The organism is Streptomyces sp. NPDC088354 (assembly GCF_044753585.1).
In the GTDB taxonomy this organism is placed as follows: domain Bacteria; phylum Actinomycetota; class Actinomycetes; order Streptomycetales; family Streptomycetaceae; genus Actinacidiphila.
Genome location: NZ_JBIVNJ010000050.1, coordinates 21024 through 43202, shown reverse-complemented (window position 1 = coordinate 43202; position 22179 = coordinate 21024). Strand labels below are relative to the sequence as shown.

At 72.4% G+C, this 22179-nt stretch carries 22 protein-coding genes; 13 read left to right on the top strand and 9 right to left on the bottom strand.

Annotated elements, in window-relative coordinates; translation table 11 throughout:
* The first annotated feature begins 601 nt into the window (after nt 1-601).
* The 4 genes from ACIP98_RS37835 to ACIP98_RS37820 all read left to right on the top strand — a co-directional run bounded on the left by ACIP98_RS37835 (nt 602) and on the right by ACIP98_RS37820 (nt 4975).
* Nucleotides 602-1588 carry a polyprenyl synthetase family protein gene (locus ACIP98_RS37835; RefSeq protein ID WP_319658413.1) on the top strand — a complete coding sequence of 329 codons (987 nt, stop codon included), beginning with the start codon at nt 602-604 and terminating at the stop codon, nt 1586-1588.
* Between the two features lie 232 nt (nt 1589-1820).
* On the top strand, nt 1821-3074 hold the full coding sequence (locus ACIP98_RS37830) for an outer membrane lipoprotein carrier protein LolA (RefSeq protein WP_401980836.1): 1254 nt from the start codon (nt 1821-1823) through the stop codon (nt 3072-3074).
* A gap of 52 nt (nt 3075-3126) precedes the next feature.
* On the top strand, nt 3127-4092 hold the full coding sequence (locus tag ACIP98_RS37825) for an ABC transporter ATP-binding protein (protein WP_401980833.1): 966 nt from the start codon (nt 3127-3129) through the stop codon (nt 4090-4092).
* The gene (locus ACIP98_RS37820) at nt 4079-4975 is read left to right on the top strand and encodes an ABC transporter permease (protein ID WP_401980830.1); all 897 of its coding nucleotides are present in this window, start codon (nt 4079-4081) and stop codon (nt 4973-4975) included. Before ACIP98_RS37825 ends, ACIP98_RS37820 begins: the two co-directional genes overlap by 14 nt.
* 27 nt (nt 4976-5002) lie before the next feature.
* Here the strand turns inward: ACIP98_RS37820 and ACIP98_RS37815 are convergent, their stop codons facing one another.
* The 4 genes from ACIP98_RS37815 to ACIP98_RS37800 form a co-directional block, all read right to left on the bottom strand.
* Nucleotides 5003-5584, bottom strand: coding sequence for a flavodoxin family protein (locus ACIP98_RS37815; RefSeq protein ID WP_401980828.1), 582 nt, complete (start codon nt 5582-5584; stop codon nt 5003-5005).
* 118 nt (nt 5585-5702) lie between these two features.
* Nucleotides 5703-6152 (bottom strand): VOC family protein, encoded by a 450-nt coding sequence (locus tag ACIP98_RS37810; protein ID WP_401980825.1) that lies wholly within the window; start codon nt 6150-6152, stop codon nt 5703-5705.
* 148 nt (nt 6153-6300) lie between these two features.
* Nucleotides 6301-7245 carry an EamA family transporter RarD gene (gene rarD, locus ACIP98_RS37805; RefSeq protein ID WP_401980823.1) on the bottom strand — a complete coding sequence of 315 codons (945 nt, stop codon included), beginning with the start codon at nt 7243-7245 and terminating at the stop codon, nt 6301-6303.
* A gap of 211 nt (nt 7246-7456) precedes the next feature.
* A complete protein-coding gene (locus tag ACIP98_RS37800; protein ID WP_401980821.1) occupies nt 7457-8320 on the bottom strand; it encodes an SDR family oxidoreductase in 864 nt (287 codons plus the stop codon).
* Between the two features lie 106 nt (nt 8321-8426).
* On the opposite strand from ACIP98_RS37800, the gene ACIP98_RS37795 reads away from it, so the two are divergent.
* Complete coding sequence (locus tag ACIP98_RS37795; RefSeq protein WP_401980818.1) at nt 8427-8819, top strand: winged helix-turn-helix transcriptional regulator; 393 nt, start codon at nt 8427-8429, stop codon at nt 8817-8819.
* A gap of 39 nt (nt 8820-8858) precedes the next feature.
* Here the strand turns inward: ACIP98_RS37795 and ACIP98_RS37790 are convergent, their stop codons facing one another.
* From ACIP98_RS37790 to ACIP98_RS37770, 5 genes are all read right to left on the bottom strand, one after another.
* A complete protein-coding gene (locus ACIP98_RS37790) occupies nt 8859-9944 on the bottom strand; it encodes a 2-oxoacid:ferredoxin oxidoreductase subunit beta (RefSeq protein WP_401980816.1) in 1086 nt (361 codons plus the stop codon).
* Nucleotides 9937-11862, bottom strand: a complete 1926-nt coding sequence (locus tag ACIP98_RS37785) for a 2-oxoacid:acceptor oxidoreductase subunit alpha (protein ID WP_319658423.1) — start codon at nt 11860-11862, stop codon at nt 9937-9939. Before ACIP98_RS37785 ends, ACIP98_RS37790 begins: the two co-directional genes overlap by 8 nt.
* Before the next feature lie 208 nt (nt 11863-12070).
* Complete coding sequence (locus tag ACIP98_RS37780) at nt 12071-12730, bottom strand: response regulator transcription factor (protein WP_319658809.1); 660 nt, start codon at nt 12728-12730, stop codon at nt 12071-12073.
* 120 nt (nt 12731-12850) lie between these two features.
* Nucleotides 12851-14164, bottom strand: coding sequence for a sensor histidine kinase (locus tag ACIP98_RS37775; RefSeq protein WP_401980813.1), 1314 nt, complete (start codon nt 14162-14164; stop codon nt 12851-12853).
* A gap of 172 nt (nt 14165-14336) precedes the next feature.
* Nucleotides 14337-15497, bottom strand: a complete 1161-nt coding sequence (locus tag ACIP98_RS37770) for a sensor domain-containing protein (RefSeq protein ID WP_319658425.1) — start codon at nt 15495-15497, stop codon at nt 14337-14339.
* 202 nt (nt 15498-15699) lie between these two features.
* On the opposite strand from ACIP98_RS37770, the gene ACIP98_RS37765 reads away from it, so the two are divergent.
* The 8 genes from ACIP98_RS37765 to ACIP98_RS37730 are packed head-to-tail and all read left to right on the top strand — an operon-like array spanning nt 15700 to nt 22178.
* Complete coding sequence (locus ACIP98_RS37765; RefSeq protein WP_319658426.1) at nt 15700-16068, top strand: NADH-quinone oxidoreductase subunit A; 369 nt, start codon at nt 15700-15702, stop codon at nt 16066-16068.
* Nucleotides 16059-16664 (top strand): NADH-quinone oxidoreductase subunit B, encoded by a 606-nt coding sequence (locus ACIP98_RS37760; RefSeq protein ID WP_401980811.1) that lies wholly within the window; start codon nt 16059-16061, stop codon nt 16662-16664. The genes ACIP98_RS37765 and ACIP98_RS37760 overlap by 10 nt, the downstream gene beginning before the upstream one ends.
* Nucleotides 16661-17725 (top strand): NADH-quinone oxidoreductase subunit C, encoded by a 1065-nt coding sequence (locus tag ACIP98_RS37755; protein ID WP_401980809.1) that lies wholly within the window; start codon nt 16661-16663, stop codon nt 17723-17725. The genes ACIP98_RS37760 and ACIP98_RS37755 overlap by 4 nt, the downstream gene beginning before the upstream one ends.
* Complete coding sequence (gene nuoH, locus ACIP98_RS37750) at nt 17722-18684, top strand: NADH-quinone oxidoreductase subunit NuoH (protein WP_401980806.1); 963 nt, start codon at nt 17722-17724, stop codon at nt 18682-18684. The genes ACIP98_RS37755 and nuoH overlap by 4 nt, the downstream gene beginning before the upstream one ends.
* Nucleotides 18684-19229, top strand: coding sequence for an NADH-quinone oxidoreductase subunit I (locus ACIP98_RS37745; protein WP_319658429.1), 546 nt, complete (start codon nt 18684-18686; stop codon nt 19227-19229). Before nuoH ends, ACIP98_RS37745 begins: the two co-directional genes overlap by 1 nt.
* On the top strand, nt 19226-19786 hold the full coding sequence (locus tag ACIP98_RS37740; RefSeq protein WP_319658430.1) for an NADH-quinone oxidoreductase subunit J: 561 nt from the start codon (nt 19226-19228) through the stop codon (nt 19784-19786). Before ACIP98_RS37745 ends, ACIP98_RS37740 begins: the two co-directional genes overlap by 4 nt.
* Complete coding sequence (nuoK, locus tag ACIP98_RS37735; RefSeq protein WP_319658431.1) at nt 19786-20175, top strand: NADH-quinone oxidoreductase subunit NuoK; 390 nt, start codon at nt 19786-19788, stop codon at nt 20173-20175. Before ACIP98_RS37740 ends, nuoK begins: the two co-directional genes overlap by 1 nt.
* Nucleotides 20172-22178, top strand: coding sequence for an NADH-quinone oxidoreductase subunit L (locus tag ACIP98_RS37730; protein WP_401980803.1), 2007 nt, complete (start codon nt 20172-20174; stop codon nt 22176-22178). The genes nuoK and ACIP98_RS37730 overlap by 4 nt, the downstream gene beginning before the upstream one ends.
* The last annotated feature ends 1 nt before the right edge of the window (nt 22179 follow it).

Sequence of the window (22179 nt, the reverse complement as noted above, 5' to 3'; positions counted from 1 at the left end):
GTGACCTTCTGCGTCTCGTTCGCGCCCTGCACCTCGATCCGGCCGAGCCGGTCGTGGGGGGGCGGGGGGGGGGGGGGGGGGGGGGGGGGGGTTGTTGGGGGGGGGGGGGGGGGGGGCGCGCCCCCCCCCCCCCCCCCCCCCCCCGCCGTCCGGCGGCACGTCGGGGCCTCGCCGCCGCCCGTCCGTGTGCCCGCATGGGCCCGCACCCGCTCGCCCGCACGCAGGCACGCAGGCAACAAGGCGTCCGCTGCTGGCCGCTGGTCCTCACCGCATGCGGGTCGGCAGGGAACCGCGGCTCATCCGGGTGGCCCAGTGCGCCCGCCCCGAACGGCACCGCCCGGAGCGCCTCCGGGGCCCGGAGCACGCATGCGGAGGGCCGCGCCGGGGAAGGCGCGACAACGGCGACCGGAGGCCCGGCGGCCCGAACAGGCGGGCAAAACCGGCCGTAGTGGCCTGAGGGGGCCATGCCCTCGCAGTGATCGAGAGGCGACCGGTTACGCTGCCGGTGTAGTGCTGCGCCATGCCACACGCCGCAGAAGTGATCTCAGCGACAGGAGAATCCCAGGTGACGACCGTCGTCGGGCCCTTCGGGCTGAGTGTTATGGACGAGGGACTCGAGGCCGATGTCCGGGCCGGGCTGTCGGCCGTGGAGGAAGGCATCCTCGAGGCGACCAAGAGCGATGTGCCCTTCATCACAGAGGCGGCGCGGCATTTGGTGCATGCCGGCGGAAAGCGGTTCCGCCCGCTGCTGGCGATGCTGGCCGCGCAGTTCGGCGATCCGCACGCCCCGAAGATCGTGCCGGCGGCCGTGGTGGTCGAGCTCACCCACCTGGCGACGCTCTACCACGACGACGTCATGGACGAGGCCGCGGTGCGGCGCGGTGTGCCGAGCGCCAACGCCCGCTGGGACAACTCGGTTGCCGTACTCACCGGCGACTTCCTGTTCGCCAAGGCCTCGCACATACTGGCCGACCTCGGGCCGGAGGCCGTACGCATCCAGGCCGAGGCCTTCGAGCGGCTGGTCACCGGACAGATCCTGGAGACCGTCGGCCCCCGTGACGGGCGTGACCCCATCGAGCACTACATGGAAGTCATCGCGGGCAAGACCAGCTCCCTGATCGCCGTCTCGTGCCGCTTCGGCGCGATGATGTCGGGCGCGGGCGAGGCCGTGGTCGACATCCTCAGCCAGTACGGGGAGCGGGTCGGCACCGCCTTCCAGCTCGCCGACGACGTTCTGGACATCGCCAGCGACACGCACGAGTCCGGCAAGACCCCGGGCACGGACCTGCGCGAGGGCGTGGCGACCCTGCCGGTGCTGCATCTGCGTGCGGCCGTGGCAAAGGCCGACGGTTTTGCGCCGGCCGACGACCGCCGGCTGTGCGAACTGCTGGACGGGGACCTGACGGACGACCTCCGGCACGCCGAGGCGCTCGCCCTGATGCGCGCCCACCCCGCACTGCAGCAGGCCCGCCGGGACACCGTCCGGTACGCGGACGAGGCGCGGGCGCTGCTGGCGCCGCTGCCGGACTGTGCCGCCAAGCGGGCCCTGGAGGGGCTGTGCGACGCGGTGGTGCACCGCGCGGGCTGATCCGTGCCCGTTCCCGTTCGGACGCGGGGGGCCTCACCACGCCCTGAGCCGTTGTCAGGGGCCTCATCCCTGAGGTGTACGCCGAGTTGATCCCGCCGGGCGATGTGCTCGACCGGCCGGATTGATGGGATAAGAGGCACCACCACACGGCGGATCGGGTGACAATGGCCCAAGAGGTGGACGAGTGCGACGCTGACGACAACCCGCCGTTGACGACGGAGGTAGGGACGTAATGGCACCGATCCAGCCCTTGGACGACGACCGGGACCGCCGGCGCCGGACCAAGGCGATACGTTACGCGGTTCCGGTCCTGGCGGCCGGCGCCGCCGCGGCCACCATCGGGCTCGTACCCGCGCTCGCGAGCGCGGGCAGCCCCGAGCTGCCGAAGATCACCGCCGAGGAACTGATCGCCAAGATCGCCGCCTCGGACACCCGGACGCTCTCCGGCTCCGTCCGGATCACCACCGACTTCGGGCTCCCGTCCTTCATGAACGGGGTGGGCGGCTCCGCCGGCCCCTTCGGCGGCGGCCGCGGCGAGAGCCGCGGCGGGGACGGCTCCTCCGCCGCACCCCAGGAGCAGCTGACGCAGCTCCTGGCCGGTTCCCACACGCTGCACATCGCGGCCGACGGCCCCGACCGCCAGAAGGTCTCCATCGTCGAGGACGCCGCCGAGTACAGCGTCATCCACAACGGCGACGAGGTCTGGGCCTACGACAGCGCCACCAACTCGGCCTACCACCTCACCGATGTGCCTCAGGAGCGGGGCGCCGCCAAGGACAAGGGCGAGCACAAGCTGCCCGAGGGCTGGCCCACCAGCCCGCAGGAAGCGGCCAAGCGGCTCCTGGACGGGGTGGACGACACCACCTCGGTGTCGGTGGACGGCACGGCGCGTGTCGCGGGCCGCAGCGCCTACCAGCTGGTGGTCACGCCCAAGGCAGAGCACTCCACGGTCGGCTCCGTACGGATCGCCGTCGACTCCGCCACCGGAGTGCCCCTGAAGTTCACGCTGGCGCCCAAGGGCGGCGGCAAGGCCATCGTCGACGTCGCCTTCACCAAGGTGGACTTCGCCAAGCCCTCGGCCGCCACCTTCGACTTCACCCCGCCCAAGGGTGCCGAGGTGACGACGGAGAAGGCGGGCGAGCACGCCGCGGACGGCGCGCACGGCACCCGTCCGGCGCCCGGCGAGCTCTCCGGCCTCGACGGGCTCGGCGGCGTGGACGTCCTGGGCAAGGGCTGGGACTCGATCGCCGAGCTCCAGCTGCCGAAGGACGCGCTGAACCAGAGCCCCGACAAGGCCCGGGGCCAGGGCTCGGAGGGTCCGTCGCTGCTCAGCTCCTTCGGCAAGGACGTCAAGGGCGACTTCGGCACCGGCACGGTCGTCGGCACCCGCCTGGTCAACGCCCTGATCACCGACAGCGGCAAGGTCTACGTGGGCACCGTGAACCAGGACGCCCTGATCAAGGCCGCCAACGCCGGGGCCAGGTAAGTCACGTTCGGCCGGCAGACCGGCCGGCAGGGCAGCGAGCGAGGGAGCGCCGATGGGGGAACCGTCCGCCGACGCCCGTGAGGACGCGATCTCCACGAGCGGACTCACCAAGCGGTACCGCGGTGGGCAACTCGCCGTCGACGGCCTCGACCTGATCGTCCCGCGCGGCAGCGTGTTCGGCTTCCTGGGGCCCAACGGCTCCGGGAAGACGACCACGATCCGCATGCTGATGGGCCTCATCGAGCCGACTTCCGGCACGGCGCGGGTACTGGGCGAGCCCGTGCCCCGCGCCGTGCGCAGCGTGCTGCCCCGGGTCGGCGCACTGATCGAGGGCCCGGCCCTGTACGGCTTCCTGTCAGGCCGGGACAACCTGCTGCGCTTCGACTCGGCCGACCCGACCGCCGACCCGCGCACCCGCGGGTCCCGGGTCGGCGAGGCGCTGGAGCGCGTCGGTCTGTCTGCGGCGGCGGGCAAGAAGGCGCGCGCGTACTCGCTCGGGATGAAGCAGCGGCTCGGACTGGCCGCGGCCCTGCTGCGGCCGCGCGAGCTGCTGGTGCTGGACGAACCGACCAACGGCCTGGACCCGCAGGGCATGCGGGAGATCAGGGCCCTGGTCCGCGAACTGGCGGCGGACGGCACCACGGTCTTCCTCTCCTCTCATCTCCTCGACGAGATCGAACAGGTCTGCACGCACGCCGCCGTGATGTCCCGCGGCCGGCTGATCACCCAGGGCCCGGTCGAGGCACTGTCCTCCGGCGGCCGGCTGGTGGTCACCACGCCCGACCCCGCCGACGCCGTGCGCGTCCTCAAGGAGCAGGGCGTGACCGGCCTGGCCGCCGACGGCGAGCGGGTCACCGGCGAACTGCCGGCCGACCCGGCGGCGGTGCCGGATCTCGCCGACCTCAACGCGGCGCTGGTCGGGGCCGGTGTACGGGTGCGCGGCTTCGGCGTCGAACGCGCCTCACTGGAGGACGCGTTCGTCGCCCTGACGGGAGAGGGATTCGATGTCGCAGGCTGACACCGGCGCCGGGACCCCGCCCCGAGGGGCGGCCGGGACCGCACGACGGCCCCTGTGGTCGCTCGGACTGCTGCGCAACGAGCTGGTCACCGTGCTGCGCCGCTGGCGCACCCTCGCACTGCTGGCCGTCCTGGCCGGAGTGCCGGTTCTGATCGGCATCGCGGTGAAGATCGAGACCGGCGACGGGGGGAGCGCCGGAGGCGGAGGTGGCGGCCCCGCCTTCATCGCGCTGATCACCAACAACGGCCTGTTCCTGGTCTTCACCTCGCTCGCCGCGACCTTGCCCTTCTTCCTCCCGATGGCGATCGGGGTCGTCGCGGGCGATGCCATCGCGGGCGAGGCCAACGCCGGCACCCTGCGCTACCTGCTGGTCGCCCCGGCCGGGCGCACCCGGCTCCTGCTCTCCAAATACGCCTCCGTTCTCGCCTTCTGCGTGCTGGCGACCCTCGTCGTGGCGGCCTCGGCGCTGATCACCGGCGCGCTGCTGTTCCCCCTCGGTGATGTGACGCTGCTGTCCGGCACGAGCGTGTCCTTCTCCGAGGGCCTGCTGCGCGCGCTGCTGGTCGCCCTGGCCGTCGCCGCCTCCCTCACCGGGATCGCGGCGCTCGGCCTGTTCATCTCCACGCTCACCAACAGCGGCATCGCCGCCATGGCGACCACCGTCGGTCTGCTGATCACCGTGCAGATCGTGGACACGATCCCCCAACTGCACGGGATCCAGCCCTACCTCTTCCCCCACTACTGGCTGAGCTTCGCCGACCTCGTCCGCGACCCGGTCTACTGGGACGACCTGCGCCGCAACTTCGAGCTCCAGGCCCTGTACGTCGCCGTGTTCGGCTCCGCGGCCTGGGCCCGTTTCGCCGCCCGCGACGTCACCGCCTGACGCGTCGGGCGGCCTCCCCCGGCGTTGTCAGGCGAAGAAGGCCTTCGCCCGGCCCAGGGCCGCGGTGTCCCGCAGCACGTCCCCCGGCCGTTTCCCGTGCCCGAGCAGTGCTCCGCCCCAGCGCATCCCGGCGTACGCCGCGGTGTGGCGCAAGGTGCCCACCAGGGGCGCCGCCGTGGCCGGGTCCTGGCCGCCGTGCACGGTCACCGACCACAGGGTCTTGCCGCGCATCCGTTCCAGGAAGTCCAAGCCGGGTACGCGCATCCAGTCCGACCAGTGGTCCAGGTAGAGCTTGGTGCTGGTCGAGACGGTGTACCAGTGCAGCGGCGACACGATCACCAGGTCGGTCGCCCGCAGCGTGGCGTCGAGCAGCGTCGCGGCGTGCCCGGTCGGCGCGGGAGCGACGCCGTCCCCGTCGTGCCGGTGGTCCTCGAAGAGCGGCAGCGGCAGATCCCTCAGATGCACCCACCGCCGGTCGACCCCGGGAGGCAACTGCTCGGCGGCCCGCCTCGCCAGCGTCTCGGTGTTCCCCTCGGCGCGAGTGCTCCCCACCAGGAACAGGAACGTGCGCTCTGTCTCCGACAACCCGTCATCTCCTTGCGCATGCATAAATTGCGTATGCATGGAGACCTTTTCACCGTCGCCGTCCCGTCGTCAAGACGGGTGGCCACGGGGCCCTCGGGGCCGCGCGAGGGCGCGGAAGCCGTGCCGGCCGCCGCTCGCCGCGCTACTGGACGTCGAACTCGTTGCCCTCCGGATCGGCCATGGTGACCCACTCCCCGGAAGGCTCCTTTATGTGCCGCAGCACGGTCGCGCCCAGTCCCTCCAGTCGCGCGACCTCCGCCTCCATCCGCCCCGGCCCCGGGTGGAGGTCCATGTGCAGCCGGTTCTTCACCGTCTTGGACTCGGGCACGAGCTGGAAGAGGATGCGCCGCCCCAGTCCCATGCCGCTCTCCTCCTCGTACGGGTCCTCGGGGTGGCGCACCGCCGCCAGTTCCCGCCAGGCCCTGCGGCCACCGGTCTCCGTGAGCAGGTCCTGCGTCACCGCGCCGGCCCCCAGCAGCCGCTCGATGAGTGCGCTGTGGTCCTCGGTCTCGTATGCGAGCGCCGCCGCCCAGAAAGCGGCCTGCCCGTGCGGGTCGGCCGCGTCGATCACGAGCTTCCAGTGCACCGCCATCATTCGCTCCCCTGTTCGATGTGGAACCAGTTGTATGGGTTCCCCGCCGGAGCGCGCAATGGGGCTGGTCGCTCATTCACCCGAAGGGATGGCCCGCCTTCGGTCCCGGCCCGCAGGGCCCGGAGCCGCTGCCCGCGGAGAGGGCCGTTCAGCTCGCGACGGCCCCGCGCGGCGCGGCCCCGTCGGCCGGCACGGCGGCATCGCGCAGTGCGATCCGCCCCCGGCGGGCCGTGCGCAGCGCGTCCCAGGTGAGCAGGGCCAGCGCCAGCCACACCAGGGCGAAGCCCGCCCAGCGCTCGGCCGGCATCTCCTCGTGGAACCAGAGCAGCCCGAGCAGGAACTGGAAGACCGGCGCGAGGTACTGGAGCAGGCCGATCATGCTCAGCGGGATCCGGATCGCGGCCGCGCCGAAGAAGATCAGCGGTACGGCGGTCACGATGCCGCACAACGCCAGCAGGGAGGCGTGGCCCGCGCCGTGCGAGCCGAAGGTGGCCTCGCCCCGGCCGCCCAGCCACAGCAGGAAGCCCATCGCGGGCAGGAACTGCATGGCGGTCTCGGCGGCCAGCGACTCCAGGCCGCCCATGCCGACCTTCTTCTTCACGAAGCCGTACGTGGCGAAGGAGCAGGCCAGTGTCAGCGCGATCCACGGCAGCCGGCCGTAGCCGAGGGCCAGTACCAGCACGGCCGCGGCGCCGATGCCGACCGCGGCCCACTGCGCGGGCCGCAGCCGCTCGTGCAGCACCAGGACGCCGAGCCCGATGGTGACCAGGGGGTTGATGAAGTAGCCGAGCGAGGTCTCGACGACGTGGCCGCTGTTGACGCCCCAGATGTACAGGCCCCAGTTGACCGAGATGACCGCCGCCGCCACGGCGAGCAGGGCGAGCTTGCGCGGCTGCCGCAGCAGCTCGGGTATCCAGGCCCAGCGGCGCGTCGCGAGCAGGATCAGCGAGACGACGGCCAGCGACCAGACCATGCGGTGGGCGAGGATCTCGCCCGCGCCCGCGGGCTCCAGGAGCGGCCAGTAGAGCGGGAAGAGCCCCCACAGGCCGTAGGCGGCGAATCCGTACAGCAGTCCCGCGCGCTGCTCGCTCACTCGGTTCCTCCCCTGGGCGCCGTCCGACTGCTGCGAAGGTAGCGCGGGGGAGTTCGTTCGTCATCTGCGTATCGCATGACGGTCATGACAGGCGGCGGAGCGAGGCGGTGGCGGCGCGCTGAAGCGCGGGCCCCGCGGCCGGAGGGGAATCCGCCGCGGGGCCCGCGCGCTCTCGGGACGGGCCCCGGCAGGGCCCGCCAAGCCCTTCCCGTCAGCCCTTGAGCGCCTCCGCGATCGTGTCCGCGAGCGGGGTGGTCGGGCGGCCGATCAGCCGGCTCAGGTCGCCGCTGCCGCCTTCCAGCAGGCCGGGGGCGATGCCGTTGGCGTCGCAGTCGGCGAAGATCGCGGCGACCGGTGCGGGCAGGCCGGCGCCGACGAGGACCTCCGCGAACGCCGCCTCGGGCAGGTCGGTGTAGGTGACCGTGCGGCCGGACTGCCGGGACAGCTCCGCCGCGTACTCGGCGAGCGTCCAGGCGTGGTCGCCGCTGAGTTCGTAGGCCTTGTTCTCGTGGCCCTCGCCGGTCAGGACGGCGGCCGCCGCGGCGGCGAAGTCGCCGCGGGCCGCGCTGCCCACCCGGCCCTCGCCCGCGCTGCCGACGACGCCGTGCTCCAGGTGGACGGGGATCTGGGCGGTGTAGTTCTCGGTGTACCAGCCGTTGCGCAGCAGGGTGTAGGTCAGCCCGGAGTCGAGCAGCGCCCGCTCGGTTGCCTTGTGCTCGTCGCCGAGCGCGAAGTCGGCGGCCGGGCCGCCCAGGATGCCGGTGTAGACCAGGCGTGCGACGCCCGCCTCCTTGGCGGCGTCGATCACGGCCGCGTGCTGCGCGACACGCTGCCCGACCTCGCTGCCGGAGATCAGCAGGACGACGTCGCCCTCCTGGAAGGCGCCCTTGAGGGTGGCGGGAGCGCTGTAGTCGGCGACCCTCAGCTCCACACCGCGCGCGGCGATGTCCGCGGCCTTGTCCGCGTCGCGCACGACGGCCACGACACGGTCGGCCGGGACCCCGGCGCCGGCCAGCAGCTCGTCGATGACGAGACGGCCCAGGTGTCCGGTGGCTCCGGTGACGACGATGCTCATGAGGGGTTCACTCCAGTCGGGCGGTTCCATTGAATGCGGATGCGCAACTCACCCTAGGTGGGGTACTAACTCTGGGAAAGTACCCACTTCTGGGTAAGCTAGTGGCATGGACGTAAGGGAACAGCTCGCCGCCGTACTGGGGACGCCGGACGTGAACGCCCGCGACTGCCCCTCGCGTGTGATCCTCGAACACGTCACCAGCAGGTGGGGCGTCCTCGTGCTGGCCGCACTGATCGACGGCACCCGGCGCTTCAGCGAGCTGCGGCGCACCGTGGGCGGCGTCAGCGAGAAGATGCTCGCGCAGACCCTGCAGACCCTGGAGCGCGACGGTTTTGTGCACCGCGTGGCCTACCCGGTGATCCCGCCGCGCGTCGAGTACTCCCTCACCCCGCTCGGCAAGGAGGCCGCCGACCAGGTCTGGGGCCTGGCCCGGTGGGCCGAGAGCCGTACGGAGCAGGTCGCCGCGGCCCGCGAGACATACGACGGGGCCCGGGCCTGATCGACAGGCCCGGGCCCCGGACGAGGCGGGAGCGGCGCGTCAGCCGACGACCGTCCAGGTGTCGCCGCCGGCCAGCAGCGAGGACAGGTCGCCCTTGCCGTGCTGTTCGACCGAGCGCTCCAGCTGCTCCGACATCAGGTCGTCGTAGACCGGTCTGACGACGCTGCGGAGCACGCCGATCGGCGTGTGGTGCAGCGTGTCGGGATCGGCCAGGCGGGACAGGGCGAAGGCGGTGGTGGGCGACGCCGCGTGCGCGTCGTGCACCAGGATGTCGCCCTCGTTCGCGTCGGTGACCTCGACGACCTTCAGGTCGCCCGTGGCCGGGTCGCGTACGACGCCCTTGGCGCCCCCGGCGCCGAAGCGCACGGGCTGACCGTGCTCCAGGCGGATCACCGCCTCCTCGGCCGTGGCACGGTCCTTGAGCGCCTCGAAGGCGCCGTCGTTGAAGATGTTGCAGTTCTGGTAGATCTCCACGATCGCGGTGCCCGGGTGTGCCGCCGCCGCGCGCAGCACGCTCGTGAGGTGCTTGCGGTCGGAGTCGATGGTGCGGGCGACGAAGGAGGCCTCCGCCCCGATCGCCAGCGACACCGGGTTGAAGGGCGCGTCCAGCGAGCCCATGGGCGTGGACTTGGTGATCTTCCCGAGCTCGGACGTCGGGCTGTACTGGCCCTTGGTGAGCCCGTAGATCCGGTTGTTGAAGAGCAGGATCTTCAGGTTCACGTTGCGCCGCAGCGCGTGGATCAGGTGGTTGCCGCCGATCGACAGCCCGTCGCCGTCACCGGTGACCACCCACACCGACAGGTCGCGCCGCGAGGCGGCGAGCCCGGTCGCGATGGCCGGGGCGCGGCCGTGGATGGAGTGCATCCCGTAGGTGTTCATGTAGTACGGGAAGCGGGAGGAGCAGCCGATCCCGGAGACGAAGACGATGTTCTCCCTGGCCAGGCCCAGTTCGGGCATGAAGCCCTGGACGGCGGCGAGGATCGCGTAGTCGCCGCACCCGGGGCACCAGCGCACTTCCTGGTCCGACTTGAAGTCCTTCATGGACTGCTTGGTGTCGGACTTGGGCACCAGTGACAGCGCCGGCGCCCCCGGGCCGGGATGGTCGACGGCAGGAGCCTCAGACATCCGCACTCTCCTCCTGGATGGCGGCAGCGAGCTGCTCGGCCTTGAACGGAAGGCCGGTGACCTGGGTGTGGGAGCGGGCGTCGACCAGATACTTCGCCCGCAGCAGGTGGGCGAGCTGGCCGAGGTTCATCTCCGGCACCACCACCTTGTCGTAACGCTTCAGGACCTCACCGAGATTCCCCGGGAAGGGGTTCAGATGGCGCAGGTGGACCTGCGCGACCGCGCCCCCTGCGCCCCTGATGCGCCGGACGGCCGCCGTGATCGGCCCGTATGTCGAGCCCCAGCCGACGACCAGGGTGCGCGCGGCGCCGCCGGGGTCGTCCACGGTCACGTCCGGCACCTCGATGCCGTCGATCTTGGCCTGCCGGGTGCGCACCATGTGGTCGTGGTTGGCCGGGTCGTACGAGATGTGGCCCGTGCCGTCCTGCTTCTCGATGCCGCCGATCCGGTGCTCCAGCCCCGGCGTGCCGGGCACCGCCCAGGGGCGGGCCAGGGTCTCCGGATCGCGCTGGTAGGGCCAGAACTCCTCGGTGCCGTCCTCGGCCACATGGTTGGGCGTGGTGGCGAACTGCACGCGCAGATCCGGCAGTTCGTCCAGCTCAGGGACGCGCCAGGGCTCCGAGCCGTTGGCCAGGTAGCCGTCGGAGAGCAGCAGTACCGGCGTCCGGTACGTCAGGGCGATCCTGGCCGCCTCCAAGGCGGCGCCGAAGCAGTCGCCGGGGGTGCTGGGCGCCACGATGGGCACCGGCGCCTCGCCGTTGCGGCCGTACATCGCCTGCAGCAGGTCGGCCTGCTCGGTCTTGGTCGGCAGGCCCGTCGAGGGCCCGCCGCGCTGGATGTCGATCACCAGCAGCGGCAGTTCCAGCGACACCGCCAGGCCGATCGTCTCCGACTTCAGCGCCACACCGGGGCCGGAGGTCGTGGTGACGGCGAGCGAGCCGCCGAAGGCCGCGCCGAGCGCCGCGCCGATGCCGGCGATCTCGTCCTCGGCCTGGAAGGTGCGCACACCGAAGTTCTTGTGCTTGCTCAGCTCGTGCAGGATGTCCGAGGCCGGGGTGATCGGGTACGAGCCGAGGAACAGCGGCAGGTCGGCCTGGCGGCTCGCGGCGACCAGGCCGTAGGACAGGGCCAGGTTCCCGGAGATGTTGCGGTACGTGCCGGCCGGGAAGGCCTGCTCCGCCGGGGCCACCTCGTAGCTGACCGCGAAGTCCTCGGTGGTCTCGCCGAAGTTCCAGCCCGCGCGGAAGGCGGCGACGTTGGCCTCGGCGAGCTCGGGCTTCTTCGCGAACTTCTTGCGCAGGAAGTCCTCGGTGCCCTCGGTGGGCCGGTGGTACATCCACGAGAGCAGCCCGAGCGCGAACATGTTCTTGCTGCGCTCGGCCTCCTTGCGGGTCAGCGGGAAGTCCTTGAGCGCTTCCACGGTCAGGGTGGTCAGCGGCACCGGGTGCACCGCGTAGGCCGACAGCGAGTCGTCCTCCAGGGGCGAGACGGCGTAGCCGACCTTCGTCATCGCGCGGGTGGTGAATTCGTCGGTGTTGACGATGATCTCGGCGCCGCGCGGCAGGTCGCCGATGTTGGCCTTCAGTGCCGCCGGGTTCATGGCGACCAGCACGTTCGGGGCGTCACCCGGGGTGAGGATGTCGTGGTCGGCGAAGTGCAGCTGGAAGCTCGAGACGCCCGGCAGGGTGCCTGCGGGCGCCCTGATCTCGGCGGGGAAGTTCGGCAGCGTCGAAAGATCGTTGCCGAACGACGCCGTTTCCGAGGTGAACCGATCTCCCGTGAGCTGCATGCCGTCGCCGGAGTCCCCCGCGAAACGGATGACGACCCGGTCGAGTTTCCTGGTCTCCTTGGCCGGTTTGCGCTGCTCACCCAGAACGGGCTGATCGGTGCCTGACGCGCTGCTGACCTGGCTGGTCACTGAAACGGACCTCCTTCAGGCGGCGGCACACGGCCGGAGCCGTGACCTTTTGTCCCACGCGCCATCGTACGTGGGTAAGGGTCGCCTTCCCGGGTGTTCCCACAGGGTGAAATCCGTGCGGGGCACGAAGGCCCCACGCGCGGGGACGCCTGGCGTCCTCCCCGCAGGTCCGCGCACCCGCGACCGGATCTGACAAGATGTCAGCAGGCTACGAGTTCAGGTACGTCAGCACGGCCAGCACACGCCGGTGGTCCCCGACGCTGGGCGCCAGTCCCAGCTTCAGGAAGATGTTGCTCACGTGCTTCTCCACGGCCCCGTCGCTCACCACGAGCTGCTGGGCGATGGCGGAGTTCGTCCGCCCCTCGGCCATCAGCCCCAGCACCTCGCGCTCGCGCGGCGTCAGCCCGGTCAGCACGTCCTGCTTGCGGCTGCGGCCCAGCAGCTGGGCCACCACCTCCGGGTCCAGCGCGGTACCGCCCGCGGCCACCCGGACCACGGCGTCGACGAACTCCCGGACGTCGGCCACCCGGTCCTTGAGCAGGTAGCCGACGCCGCGGCTGCTGCCCGCCAGGAGCTCGGTGGCGTACTGCTCCTCCACGTACTGCGACAGCACGAGCACACCCAGCCCCGGATGGTCGCGGCGCAGCCGCACCGCCGCGCGGACGCCCTCGTCGGTGTGGGTGGGCGGCATCCGCACATCGGCGACGACGACATCGGGCAGCGCGTCCTCCGCCGCGAGCTCCGCGATCACCTTCAGCAGCGCCTCGGCGTCCCCCACCCCCGCCACGACGTCGTGCCCCCGGTCGGTCAGCAACCGGGTCAGCCCCTCCCGCAGCAGCACCGAATCCTCGGCGATGACCACCCGCACCCTGTCCTCCACGCTTTCGGCCCCCAGGTCGACGTCGACGTGTCCCTCCCCAGCATTCCAGCTTCCGGCGGAAGGCACACGGCCTTGCCGCGCCGGGGAGGGCGGGGACCGGATCGTCGCTCAGGTGCGCCAGGGCAGTTCCGCGGCGACGGTCGTCGGACCGCCGGCCGGGGAGTCCACGGCCAGCACGCCGTCCACCGCGCCCAGCCGCTCGGCGAGCCCGGCCAGACCCGACCCGGCGGCGGTGCTCGCGCCGCCGCGGCCGTTGTCGACGACGTGGATCATCAGCCGGTCGCCGGAGCGCCACAGGTCGACCGTGGCCCGCGAGGCCCCGCTGTGCTTGCTGATGTTCTGCAGCAGCTCGGAGACGGTGAAGTACGCGATGCCCTCGATCGCCGGCACCGGGCGGCCGGGCAGGTCGACGCTCACCTGGACCGGCACGGTGCAGCGGGCGGCCAGCGACGACAGGGCCGCGTCCAGGCCTCGGTCGGTGAGGACCGCCGGGTGGATGCCGCGGGCCAGGTCACGCAGTTCCTGCAGGGCGAGCTTCACCTCGCCGTGCGCCTCCTCGACCATGGTCGCGGCGGCCTCCGGGTCCTCCTGGAGCTTCTCCTTGGCCAGGCCGAGGTCCATGGCGAGGGCCACCAGGCGGGCCTGTGCGCCGTCGTGCAGGTCGCGCTCGATGCGCCGCAGGTCGGCTGCGGCGGTGTCCACGACCACCCCGCGGTCGGACTCCAGCTCCGTGACACGGCTGGCCAGCCGGGACGGGCCGAGCAGCCCGGCGACCAGGCCCCGGTCGACGTACGCCATGGCGCGGATCAGCCACGGCGTGGCCAGCACCAGCAGCAGCCCGACCGCGGAGGTCGCCGCCTGCTCGAAGGGGGAGTCCAGGTACCAGCCGCGGCCGTGCCCGTCCCCGTACAGCTGCAGACCGGGCTGGTCGGTGTAGGCCGGGAAGACCCACCGCCACAGCGGATAGGTGAGCATGCCCCACCCGTAGGTGAAGAACGAGACGGCCACGGAGAAGGTGAAGACGCCCCACGGGAAGTGCACGAAGCAGTAGAGGACGTGCCGCCAGGACGTGCCGTTGGTGAGCTGGCCGCCCAGCCACGCCAGGAAGCCCTGCCCCGGCTGCCGACGCAGCGGCGCCGGCTCGGCCACGTCCAGGTGCAGGCACTTGCGGGCCCGCTCGCGCTCCACCATGCCGAGGCCGCGGCAGCCGGCCAGCGCCACCGCGAGGACCGGCAGGCCGAGGAAGGTCACCAGCAGACCGGCGCCCAGGGACAGCATCGTCACCGCGAAGGTGAAGCCGATGATGCCCATCGGCAGATTGAGCAGCAGATAGAGGAGTTCGCGCCAGGTGCGGGCCTCGATCGGCGCGCGCACCGCCGCGGGCAGCCGGTGCTCTCGCGGCTCCGGAAAACCGTATGCCATGGTCACGTCCGTCCCTCTCTCCGTGTGCCTGTGGTGCCCTCGTGCCACTGGTCCGTGCACGCTTCCAGACTCGCCGCCCCGGCCACCGCGGCCCATGGTGCGGATCGGCCTCTTCGACCTGGGGAAAACCCCACCTCGGCCCCCCCGGGCCGCCGGCCCGGCCCGGCCCGCGTCAGTCGCGGTCGCGCCAGGGCAGCTCGGCCGTCACCGTCGTGGGGCCGCCCTGGGGGGAGTCGACGACCAGCAGGCCGTCCACGGAGCCCAGCCGCTCGCTGAGCCCGGCGAGACCGCTGCCGCTCGCGGTGCTGGCCCCGCCCCTGCCGTCGTCCCGCACCTGGATCATCAGACGCCCGTCGGACCGCCACAGCTCCACCGCGGCATGGTCCGCCCCGCTGTGCTTGCTGATGTTCTGCAGCAGCTCGGAGACGGTGAAGTACGCGATGCCCTCGATCGCCGGCGCCGGCCGGGACGGCAGGTCCACGCTCACCTGGACCGGCACGGTGCAGCGCGCGGCCACGGACGACAGGGCCGCGTCCAGGCCTCGGTCGGTGAGGACCGCCGGGTGGATGCCGCGGGCCAGGTCGCGCAGTTCCTGCAGGGCGAGCTTCACCTCGCCGTGGGCGTCGCCGACCATCCTGGCCGCCGCCTCCGGGTCCTCCTGGAGCTTCTCCTTGGCCAGGCCGAGGTCCATGGCGAGGGCCACCAGGCGGGCCTGTGCGCCGTCGTGCAGGTCGCGCTCGATGCGCCGCAGGTCGGCGGCGGCGGTGTCCACCACGGTGCCCCGGTCGGACTCCAGCTCGGCGATGCGGCGCTCCAGCTCGTCCGAGGGCGACAGCAGGGCGCGCACCATCGCCCGGTCCGCGTTCGCCAGCCCCCGTGCGATGAAGGGCAGCACCGGCCACGCCACGAACAGCGAGGTCAAGGCGATGGTGAAGGTCGCGATGCCCCACGGCAGCCGGGCGAGGAAGTACAGCCCGTGCCGCCACGCCACCGGGTCCTTCAGCGACGTCCACAGCCATGGGAAGAAGCCCATCCGCCCCGGCCGCAGCGGGCGCGGCTCGTCCACCGCGACCCCGAGCAGCCCACGGGCCCGGATCCGCTCCAGCCACCCCAGCAGCCGGCAGCCGGCCAGCCCCAGCGCCAGCAGCGGCAGGCCGACGACCGTGACCGACAGGCCGATGCCGAGGGACAGCACGACGACGACGTAGACAAAGCCCACGAGGTCGACCGCCAGGTTCGTCAGGAGATACGAGATCTCCTTCCACGTCACCGGGTCGAAGGCGAGCCGCGCCGGTGGGAGGGGGGCGTCCCCGCGCTGGGAGTTGGTGGTCATGGGGCCAAGCCTGCCGGTGGGCGGGGGGCTGCCGCCATGGGGTGCGCCTGCGGGGACGAGGTGGGGTTATCCGTACCCCGCTCACACGGGGTGGCTGCGACGCCTGAGGCAGGGCCTAGACTCCGTTCGTACAGATCGTCTAAAGATCCGCCGGGATCGCTGGACAACGCACGAACGACGAGAGAACGAGGGGCGGACGGACGTGGACTACTTCCACGGCTACTCGGTCGTCGGCCTGGTCGCGGTGCTCGGGGTGCTCTTCGTGGCCGTGGCCTTCGGGGCCGGCCGTCTGCTGCGGCCGGTCGTGCCCACGCAGGAGAAGATGCTCACGTACGAGTGCGGCGTCGACCCGGTCGGCGAGGGCTGGGCGCACACCCAGATCCGCTACTACGTCTACTCCTTCCTGTACGTGATCTTCGCGGTCGACGCGGTGTTCCTCTTCCCGTGGGCGACGGTCTACGCGGCCCCGGGATACGGCGGCACGACGCTGGTGGAGATGTTCGTCTTCCTCGGCTTCCTCGCCGTCGGCCTGCTCTACGCATGGAAGAAGGGGGTCCTGGAATGGACGTGACCACCCCCGAGCCCCAGTACCTGCCCGAGCCGCGCCGGCTCGGCACGCTGGCCCGCCTCGCACCCGAACCCATGAAGGTGGTCCTCAACTGGGGCCGCCGCTACAGCCTGTGGGTCTTCAACTTCGGGCTCGCCTGCTGCGCCATCGAGTTCATCGCCGCCTCCATGGCCCGGCACGACTTCATCCGGCTCGGCGTGATCCCCTTCGCACCCGGCCCGCGCCAGGCCGACCTCATGATCGTCTCGGGCACGGTGACCGACAAGATGGCGCCCGCCGTCAAGCGCCTGTACGAGCAGATGCCCGAACCGAAGTACGTGATCTCGTTCGGCGCCTGCTCCAACTGCGGCGGGCCCTACTGGGACTCGTACGCCGTCACCAAGGGCGTCGACCAGATCATCCCCGTCGACGTCTACGTGCCCGGCTGCCCGCCGCGGCCCGAGGCGCTGCTGCAGGGCATTCTCAAGCTGCAGGAGAAGATCGCCCGCGAGTCGCTGGGCGAACGCTACGGCGAGGGCGGCGCCCCGCAGGTGTCGGCCGAGGCGCTGCGCAGCGGCCTGGTGCAGGCACCGCCGCCGCCGGGGGAGGCCGCGAAGTGACCACCCCCTTCGAGCGGCTGACCGGTCCGGCGGCCGTCGCCGAGGTCTTCGGCCCGGAGGCCACGGCGGAGGAGGCGTACGGCCTGCTCACCGTGGACGTGCCCGCCGGTGCCTGGACCGGCGCCCTGCAGGCCGCCCGCGACGTGCTCGGCTGCACCTTCTTCGACTGGCTCAGCGCGGTCGACGAGCCCGGCGCCGGCTTCCGGGTCTGTGCCCACGTCGTCGCCCCGTCCGTCGGCTCCGTACGGCGGCTGCTGATCCGCACCACCGTCCCGCACGACGCGCCGGTGCTGCCGACCGCCACCGGTGTCTACGCGGGCGCCGCCTGGCACGAGCGCGAGACCCACGAGATGTTCGGCGTCGGCTTCACCGGCCACCCGCACCTGGCGCCGCTGCTGCTGCCCGACGGATTCGAGGGGCATCCGCTGCGCAAGGACTTCGTGCTGGCGGCGCGGGTCGCCAAGGCCTGGCCGGGCGCGAAGGAACCGGGGGAGCCCTCGGCGGGAGCGGCGCACGGCGGCCCCAAGCGGCGCCAGATGCTGCCGCCGGGCGTGCCCGACCCCAACGACTGGGGCCCGATGAAGGGCCAGCTCCCGCCCGCCCCGGCCCGCCCCGCCCGAACCCCGCGCGCGGCCGGTACCACGGGCGCGGCCGGTGCCCCCGGAGCCGCCGCTGGGGAGCGCCCCGCGCGGCGCACCCGCAGCGTCACGGAGGGCTCGGCCAGCCAGGCCGCGACCGCGGACGCCGCCTCCGCCGGTTCCGCGCGGCGCACCCGCGGCGTCACGGAGGGCCCGGCCGAGACGGCCGCGGACGCCCCCGCGGCGCCCCGCAAGCGCACGCCGGACGCCCCCTGGGAGGTTGCCCGGGACACCCCGGCACCCGCGCCCGCCGCCGCGCCGGCGACCCCGCCCGAGGGGGAGCCCGGGAGCGAACCCGCGCCGCCCGCGGAACCCGGGGACCGCCGCGGCAACGGCGACGGCGACCGCAACGCGAACGGCAACGAGCACGGCAACGAGAACGGCAACGACGGCGACACGGCAGAAGGAGGCGGCACCCCGTGAGCGACGCACTCGACGTGATCCTCCGCCTGCTCGCCGTCCTCGCGGTCTTCCTCGTGCTGCCCCTCGTCGTCGGCCAGACCGAGCACAAGGTGATGGCCCACATGCAGGGCCGCCTCGGCCCGATGTACGCGGGCGGTTTCCACGGCTGGGCGCAACTCGTCGCCGACGGCGTGAAGTTCGCGCAGAAGGAGGACGTGGTCCCGGCCGACGCCGACCGCAAGGTCTTCCAGCTGGCTCCGGCCGTCGCGCTGCTGCCCTACCTCCTCGTCCTCGCCGCGATCCCGCTCGGCCCGAACGGCCTGGTGGGCCAGACCATCGACGCCGGCCTGTTCTTCGTGCTGGCCGTGATGGGCGTCGGCGTCCTGGGCTCGCTCATGGCGGGCTGGGCTTCGGCCAACAAGTTCTCCCTGCTCGGCGGCCTGCGGACGGCCGCGCAGCTGATGTCGTACGAACTGCCGATGCTGCTCGCCGCCGCGTCCGTCGCCATGGCCGCCGGGACGCTCTCGCTGCCCGGCATCGTGGAGGCGTACCAGTGGTGGTGGACGCCGTGGCAGCTGATCGGCGCCGTCGTCTTCTTCACCGCGGGCCTGGCGGAGCTGCAGCGGCCGCCGTTCGACATGCCGGTGGCCGACTCGGAGATCATCTTCGGTGCGTACACCGAGTACACGGGCCTGCGGTTCGCGCTGTTCCTGCTCGCCGAGTACGCCGGCATCGTCGTGCTGTGCGGGCTGACCACCGTCCTGTTCCTCGGCGGCTGGCACGGCCCGTGGCCCGACAGCCTCGGCTGGCTGTGGACGCTGGTCAAGACCGGCCTGCTGGCCTTCGTCGTCATCTGGCTGCGGGTCACCTACCCCCGTATGCGCGAGGACCAGCTGCAGCGCTTCGCCTGGACCTTCCTCATCCCGCTCGCCCTCGCCCAGATCGCGCTCACCGGCGTGGTGAAGGTGGTGACCTCCTGATGGGCATCCCCGGTTCCGGCCTGGCCAAGGGCCTGGCCGTCACCCTCCGCACGATGACGCGGCGCTCGCACACCGCGCAGTACCCGGAGGCGCAGCCCGAACTCCCGCCGCGCAGCCGCGGCGTGATCGCGCTGTTCGAGGAGAACTGCACGGTCTGCATGCTCTGCGCGCGCGAGTGCCCCGACTGGTGCATCTACATCGACTCCCACAAGGAGACGATGCCGGCCGCCGCGCCCGGCGGCCGCGAGCGCAGCCGCAATGTGCTGGACCGCTTCGCCATCGACTTCTCGCTCTGCATGTACTGCGGCATCTGCATCGAGGTGTGCCCCTTCGACGCGCTGTTCTGGTCGCCGGAGTTCGAGTACGCGGAGACCGACATCCTCGACCTCACCCACGAGCGCGACAAGCTGCGCGAGTGGATGTGGACGGTGCCCGCCCCGCCGCCGCTCGACCCCGCCGCGGAGGAGCCCAAGGAGCTCGGCGCGGCGCGCAAGGCCGCGGAGAAGGCCTCGGCCGCCGCGCAGCAGGCGGAGGACGAGGCGTGAACCTCTCCGCAGCGGCCCACCCGGGCTTCCTGTCCCCGACGGGCGTCGAGATCGTCTTCGTGCTGGTCGGCATCGCCACGCTCGGCGCGGCCGCGGTCAGCGTCACCACCAAGCACCTGGTGCACGCCGCTCTGTGGCTGGTGGTGGCGCTCGGTGGGGTCGCCGTCGAATACCTCCTGCTCACCGCCGAGTTCATCGCGTGGGTGCAGGTACTGATCTACGTCGGCTCCGTCGTCGTCCTCGTCCTGTTCGGCCTGATGCTCACCAAGGCGCCCATCGGCCCCTCCCCGGACGCCGATTCGGGCAACCGGATCGCCGCGCTGACCGTCGCGACCGCGTCCGCCGGCACCTTGGTGTGGCTGGTCGTCGACGCCTTCCGGTCCACCTGGATCGACGTGGACCACGGCGTGCAGGGCTCCACCGAGGTCACCGGGCAGATCCTGTTCCGGCACTGGGTGCTGCCCTTCGAGGCGCTGTCGGTGCTCCTGCTGGCCGCCCTGGTCGGCGCCATCGTGCTGTCCCGCAAGCAGTCCCGTCAGCAGCCCGGGGAGCGCTGATGCATCTCGCCTATCCCGCCGTCCTGGCCGTCCTGCTCTTCTCCGTCGGCCTGTACGGGGTCCTGGCCCGGCGCAACGCCATCCTCGTCCTGATGTCGGTCGAGCTGATGCTGAACGCGGTCAACCTCAATCTGGTCGCCTTCGACGTGTGGCTGCGCGACACCTTGCACGCGGGGCAGGCGCTGACGCTCTTCGTCATCGTCATCGCCGCCGCCGAGATCGGCATCGGGCTCGCCATCGTCCTGCTCGTGTACCGCAACCGGGGCACCTCGGACATCGACCGGCTCACCGAACTCGTCACGGGGGACGGCGAGGACGATGGGGGCGTGTCCACCGCCGCACCGAAGACGCCCGAGAGCCCCGAGAAGAACGCCGAGGCCGCCGCGTGACCCTGACGACCCTCGCCGTCCTCGTCCCCCTCCTGCCCTTCCTCGGCGCCGCCGGCGCGCTGCTGCTCGGCCGCACCGCGCCCGGCTTCGTCCGGCCGCTGGCGGTCCTGCCGACGGCGACCGCCTTCGTGCTCGCGGTGATCGTCGCGACCCGCCAGGGCAGCGGCGCGGCCACCGACGCGGCCACCCGGCTCACCCCGACCGGCTCGGTGCCGATCGACCTCGCCCTGCACCTCGACGGCTTCTCGGTGCTCATCGCCGTGCTCGTCGGCCTGGTCGCGACCTGCGTGCAGCTGTACTCCACCGGCTACCTGCGCGACGACCCGCGCTACGCCTCCTACTCCGCGCTGGTCTCCCTCTTCACCGCCGCCATGTTCCTGGTCGTCTACACCGGCGACCTGATGGTGCTGCTGGTGGGCTGGGAGATCATGGGCATCTGCTCGTACTTCCTGGTCGGCCACTACTGGGAGACCGAGGTCGCCCGCGCCGCCTCCCTCAAGGCCTTCCTGGTCACCAAGCTCGGCGACGTCCCCTTCCTGATCGGCGTCTTCGCGCTGGCCGCCGACGCCGGGACGTTCCGGATCAACGGCATCCTCACCGCGGCGACCCACGGCGGCCTCGCCCACCCGACCGTGATCGGCCTGCTGCTGCTCGCCGGTGTGGCGGGCAAGTCCGCGCAGTTCCCGCTGCACACCTGGCTGCCGGACGCCATGGCCGGCCCCACGCCGGTGTCGGCGCTGATCCACGCCGCCACGATGGTCGCCGCCGGCATCTACCTCGTCGCCCGGCTGCTGCCGGTCTTCGAGGCGTCCGCCGCGGTGCTCACGGTGCTCGCGGTGACGGCCGCCGTCACCATGGTCGGCTCGGGCCTCGCGGCGTTCGCCCAGGACGACATCAAGCGGGTCCTGGCGTACTCCACGATCGGTCAGCTCGGCTACATGGCCGGCGCCCTCGCCGTCGGCGACCGCGGCGCCGCCGTCTTCCACCTCCTGTCGCACGGCGCCTTCAAGGCCCTGCTCTTCCTGGCCGCGGGCGTGGTCATCCACGCCGCGGGCACCAACTCGCTCGCCGCGATGTCCCGCATGAGCGACATCGGCAGGCGTGCGCCGGACGCCATGTGGACGATGGGCATCGCCCTGGCGGCCCTGGCCGCGATCCCTCCCTTCTCCGGCTTCTTCTCCAAGGAGTCCGTGCTGCGTGCCGCCGAGCACGCCTCCTCCGGCCACGCCAAGGGCGTCCCGGCGGGGGCCGGCTGGCTTGTCCTGATCGCTGCCCTGGTCACCGCCGTACTGACCGCGGGCTACGCCACCCGGCTCTTCCTGCTCGCCTTCCGCGGCCGCGGACCCGCCGCTCCCGAGGCGCACGCCAAGGAACCGGCCGTGATGAACGCCGTGCTGTGGGTGCTGGCCGTCCCCACCCTCGCCTTCGGCGCGGTCTCCCTGGTGCCCTCCCTCCTGGATCTGCCCGCCTGGTTCGACGGCCGAGAACTCGCCCCGACCCTGGTGACCTCGATCCTCGGCGTCGGCCTCTCCCTCGTCGGTGTGCTCGCCACCTACGGCGCCTGGCAGGCGATGTCCGCCCGCCGCGCCGCGCCGCTCGGCGCGGTCGTGACCGCCGGGGCGGCCGCCGAGGAGGAGCCCGCCCTCACCGAGGCAGCCGCGCTGCAGACGCACGAGCAGGTCTACGGGGACGTCGCCGCCGCCCACGACCCCGCCGACCCCGGGCGCCTGCTGCTCGGCCCGCTCTTCGGCCCCGCCTCGCACGGCTTCCGCCTCGACGCCGTCTACTCGGCGCTGTTCGTCCGCCCGGTGCTCGCCGCCTCGGGCCTGGTGCGCTTCCTCGACCGCGAGGTCGTGGAGACGTACGTGCGCGGTGCGGGCGGCCTGCCCCGGCTGATCGGCGCGGTGGTGCGGCGTACCCAGACGGGCAATGTGCAGACCTACATCAGCGTGCTGCTGGCCGGCTCCGTGATCCTCGCCGTCCTCGTCGCCGTCGGAGCGTGAG

Coding starts and splice junctions, on each gene's coding strand:
- ACIP98_RS37835 (WP_319658413.1), top strand. CDS start 602: ATGGACGAGGGACTCGAGGCCGATGTCCGGGCCGGGCTGTCGGCCGTG.
- ACIP98_RS37830 (WP_401980836.1), top strand. CDS start 1,821: ATGGCACCGATCCAGCCCTTGGACGACGACCGGGACCGCCGGCGCCGG.
- ACIP98_RS37825 (WP_401980833.1), top strand. CDS start 3,127: ATGGGGGAACCGTCCGCCGACGCCCGTGAGGACGCGATCTCCACGAGC.
- ACIP98_RS37820 (WP_401980830.1), top strand. CDS start 4,079: ATGTCGCAGGCTGACACCGGCGCCGGGACCCCGCCCCGAGGGGCGGCC.
- ACIP98_RS37815 (WP_401980828.1), bottom strand. CDS start 5,584: ATGCATGCGCAAGGAGATGACGGGTTGTCGGAGACAGAGCGCACGTTC.
- ACIP98_RS37810 (WP_401980825.1), bottom strand. CDS start 6,152: ATGGCGGTGCACTGGAAGCTCGTGATCGACGCGGCCGACCCGCACGGG.
- ACIP98_RS37800 (WP_401980821.1), bottom strand. CDS start 8,320: ATGAGCATCGTCGTCACCGGAGCCACCGGACACCTGGGCCGTCTCGTC.
- ACIP98_RS37795 (WP_401980818.1), top strand. CDS start 8,427: ATGGACGTAAGGGAACAGCTCGCCGCCGTACTGGGGACGCCGGACGTG.
- ACIP98_RS37790 (WP_401980816.1), bottom strand. CDS start 9,944: ATGTCTGAGGCTCCTGCCGTCGACCATCCCGGCCCGGGGGCGCCGGCG.
- ACIP98_RS37775 (WP_401980813.1), bottom strand. CDS start 14,164: ATGGCATACGGTTTTCCGGAGCCGCGAGAGCACCGGCTGCCCGCGGCG.
- ACIP98_RS37770 (WP_319658425.1), bottom strand. CDS start 15,497: ATGACCACCAACTCCCAGCGCGGGGACGCCCCCCTCCCACCGGCGCGG.
- ACIP98_RS37760 (WP_401980811.1), top strand. CDS start 16,059: ATGGACGTGACCACCCCCGAGCCCCAGTACCTGCCCGAGCCGCGCCGG.
- ACIP98_RS37745 (WP_319658429.1), top strand. CDS start 18,684: ATGGGCATCCCCGGTTCCGGCCTGGCCAAGGGCCTGGCCGTCACCCTC.
- nuoK (WP_319658431.1), top strand. CDS start 19,786: ATGCATCTCGCCTATCCCGCCGTCCTGGCCGTCCTGCTCTTCTCCGTC.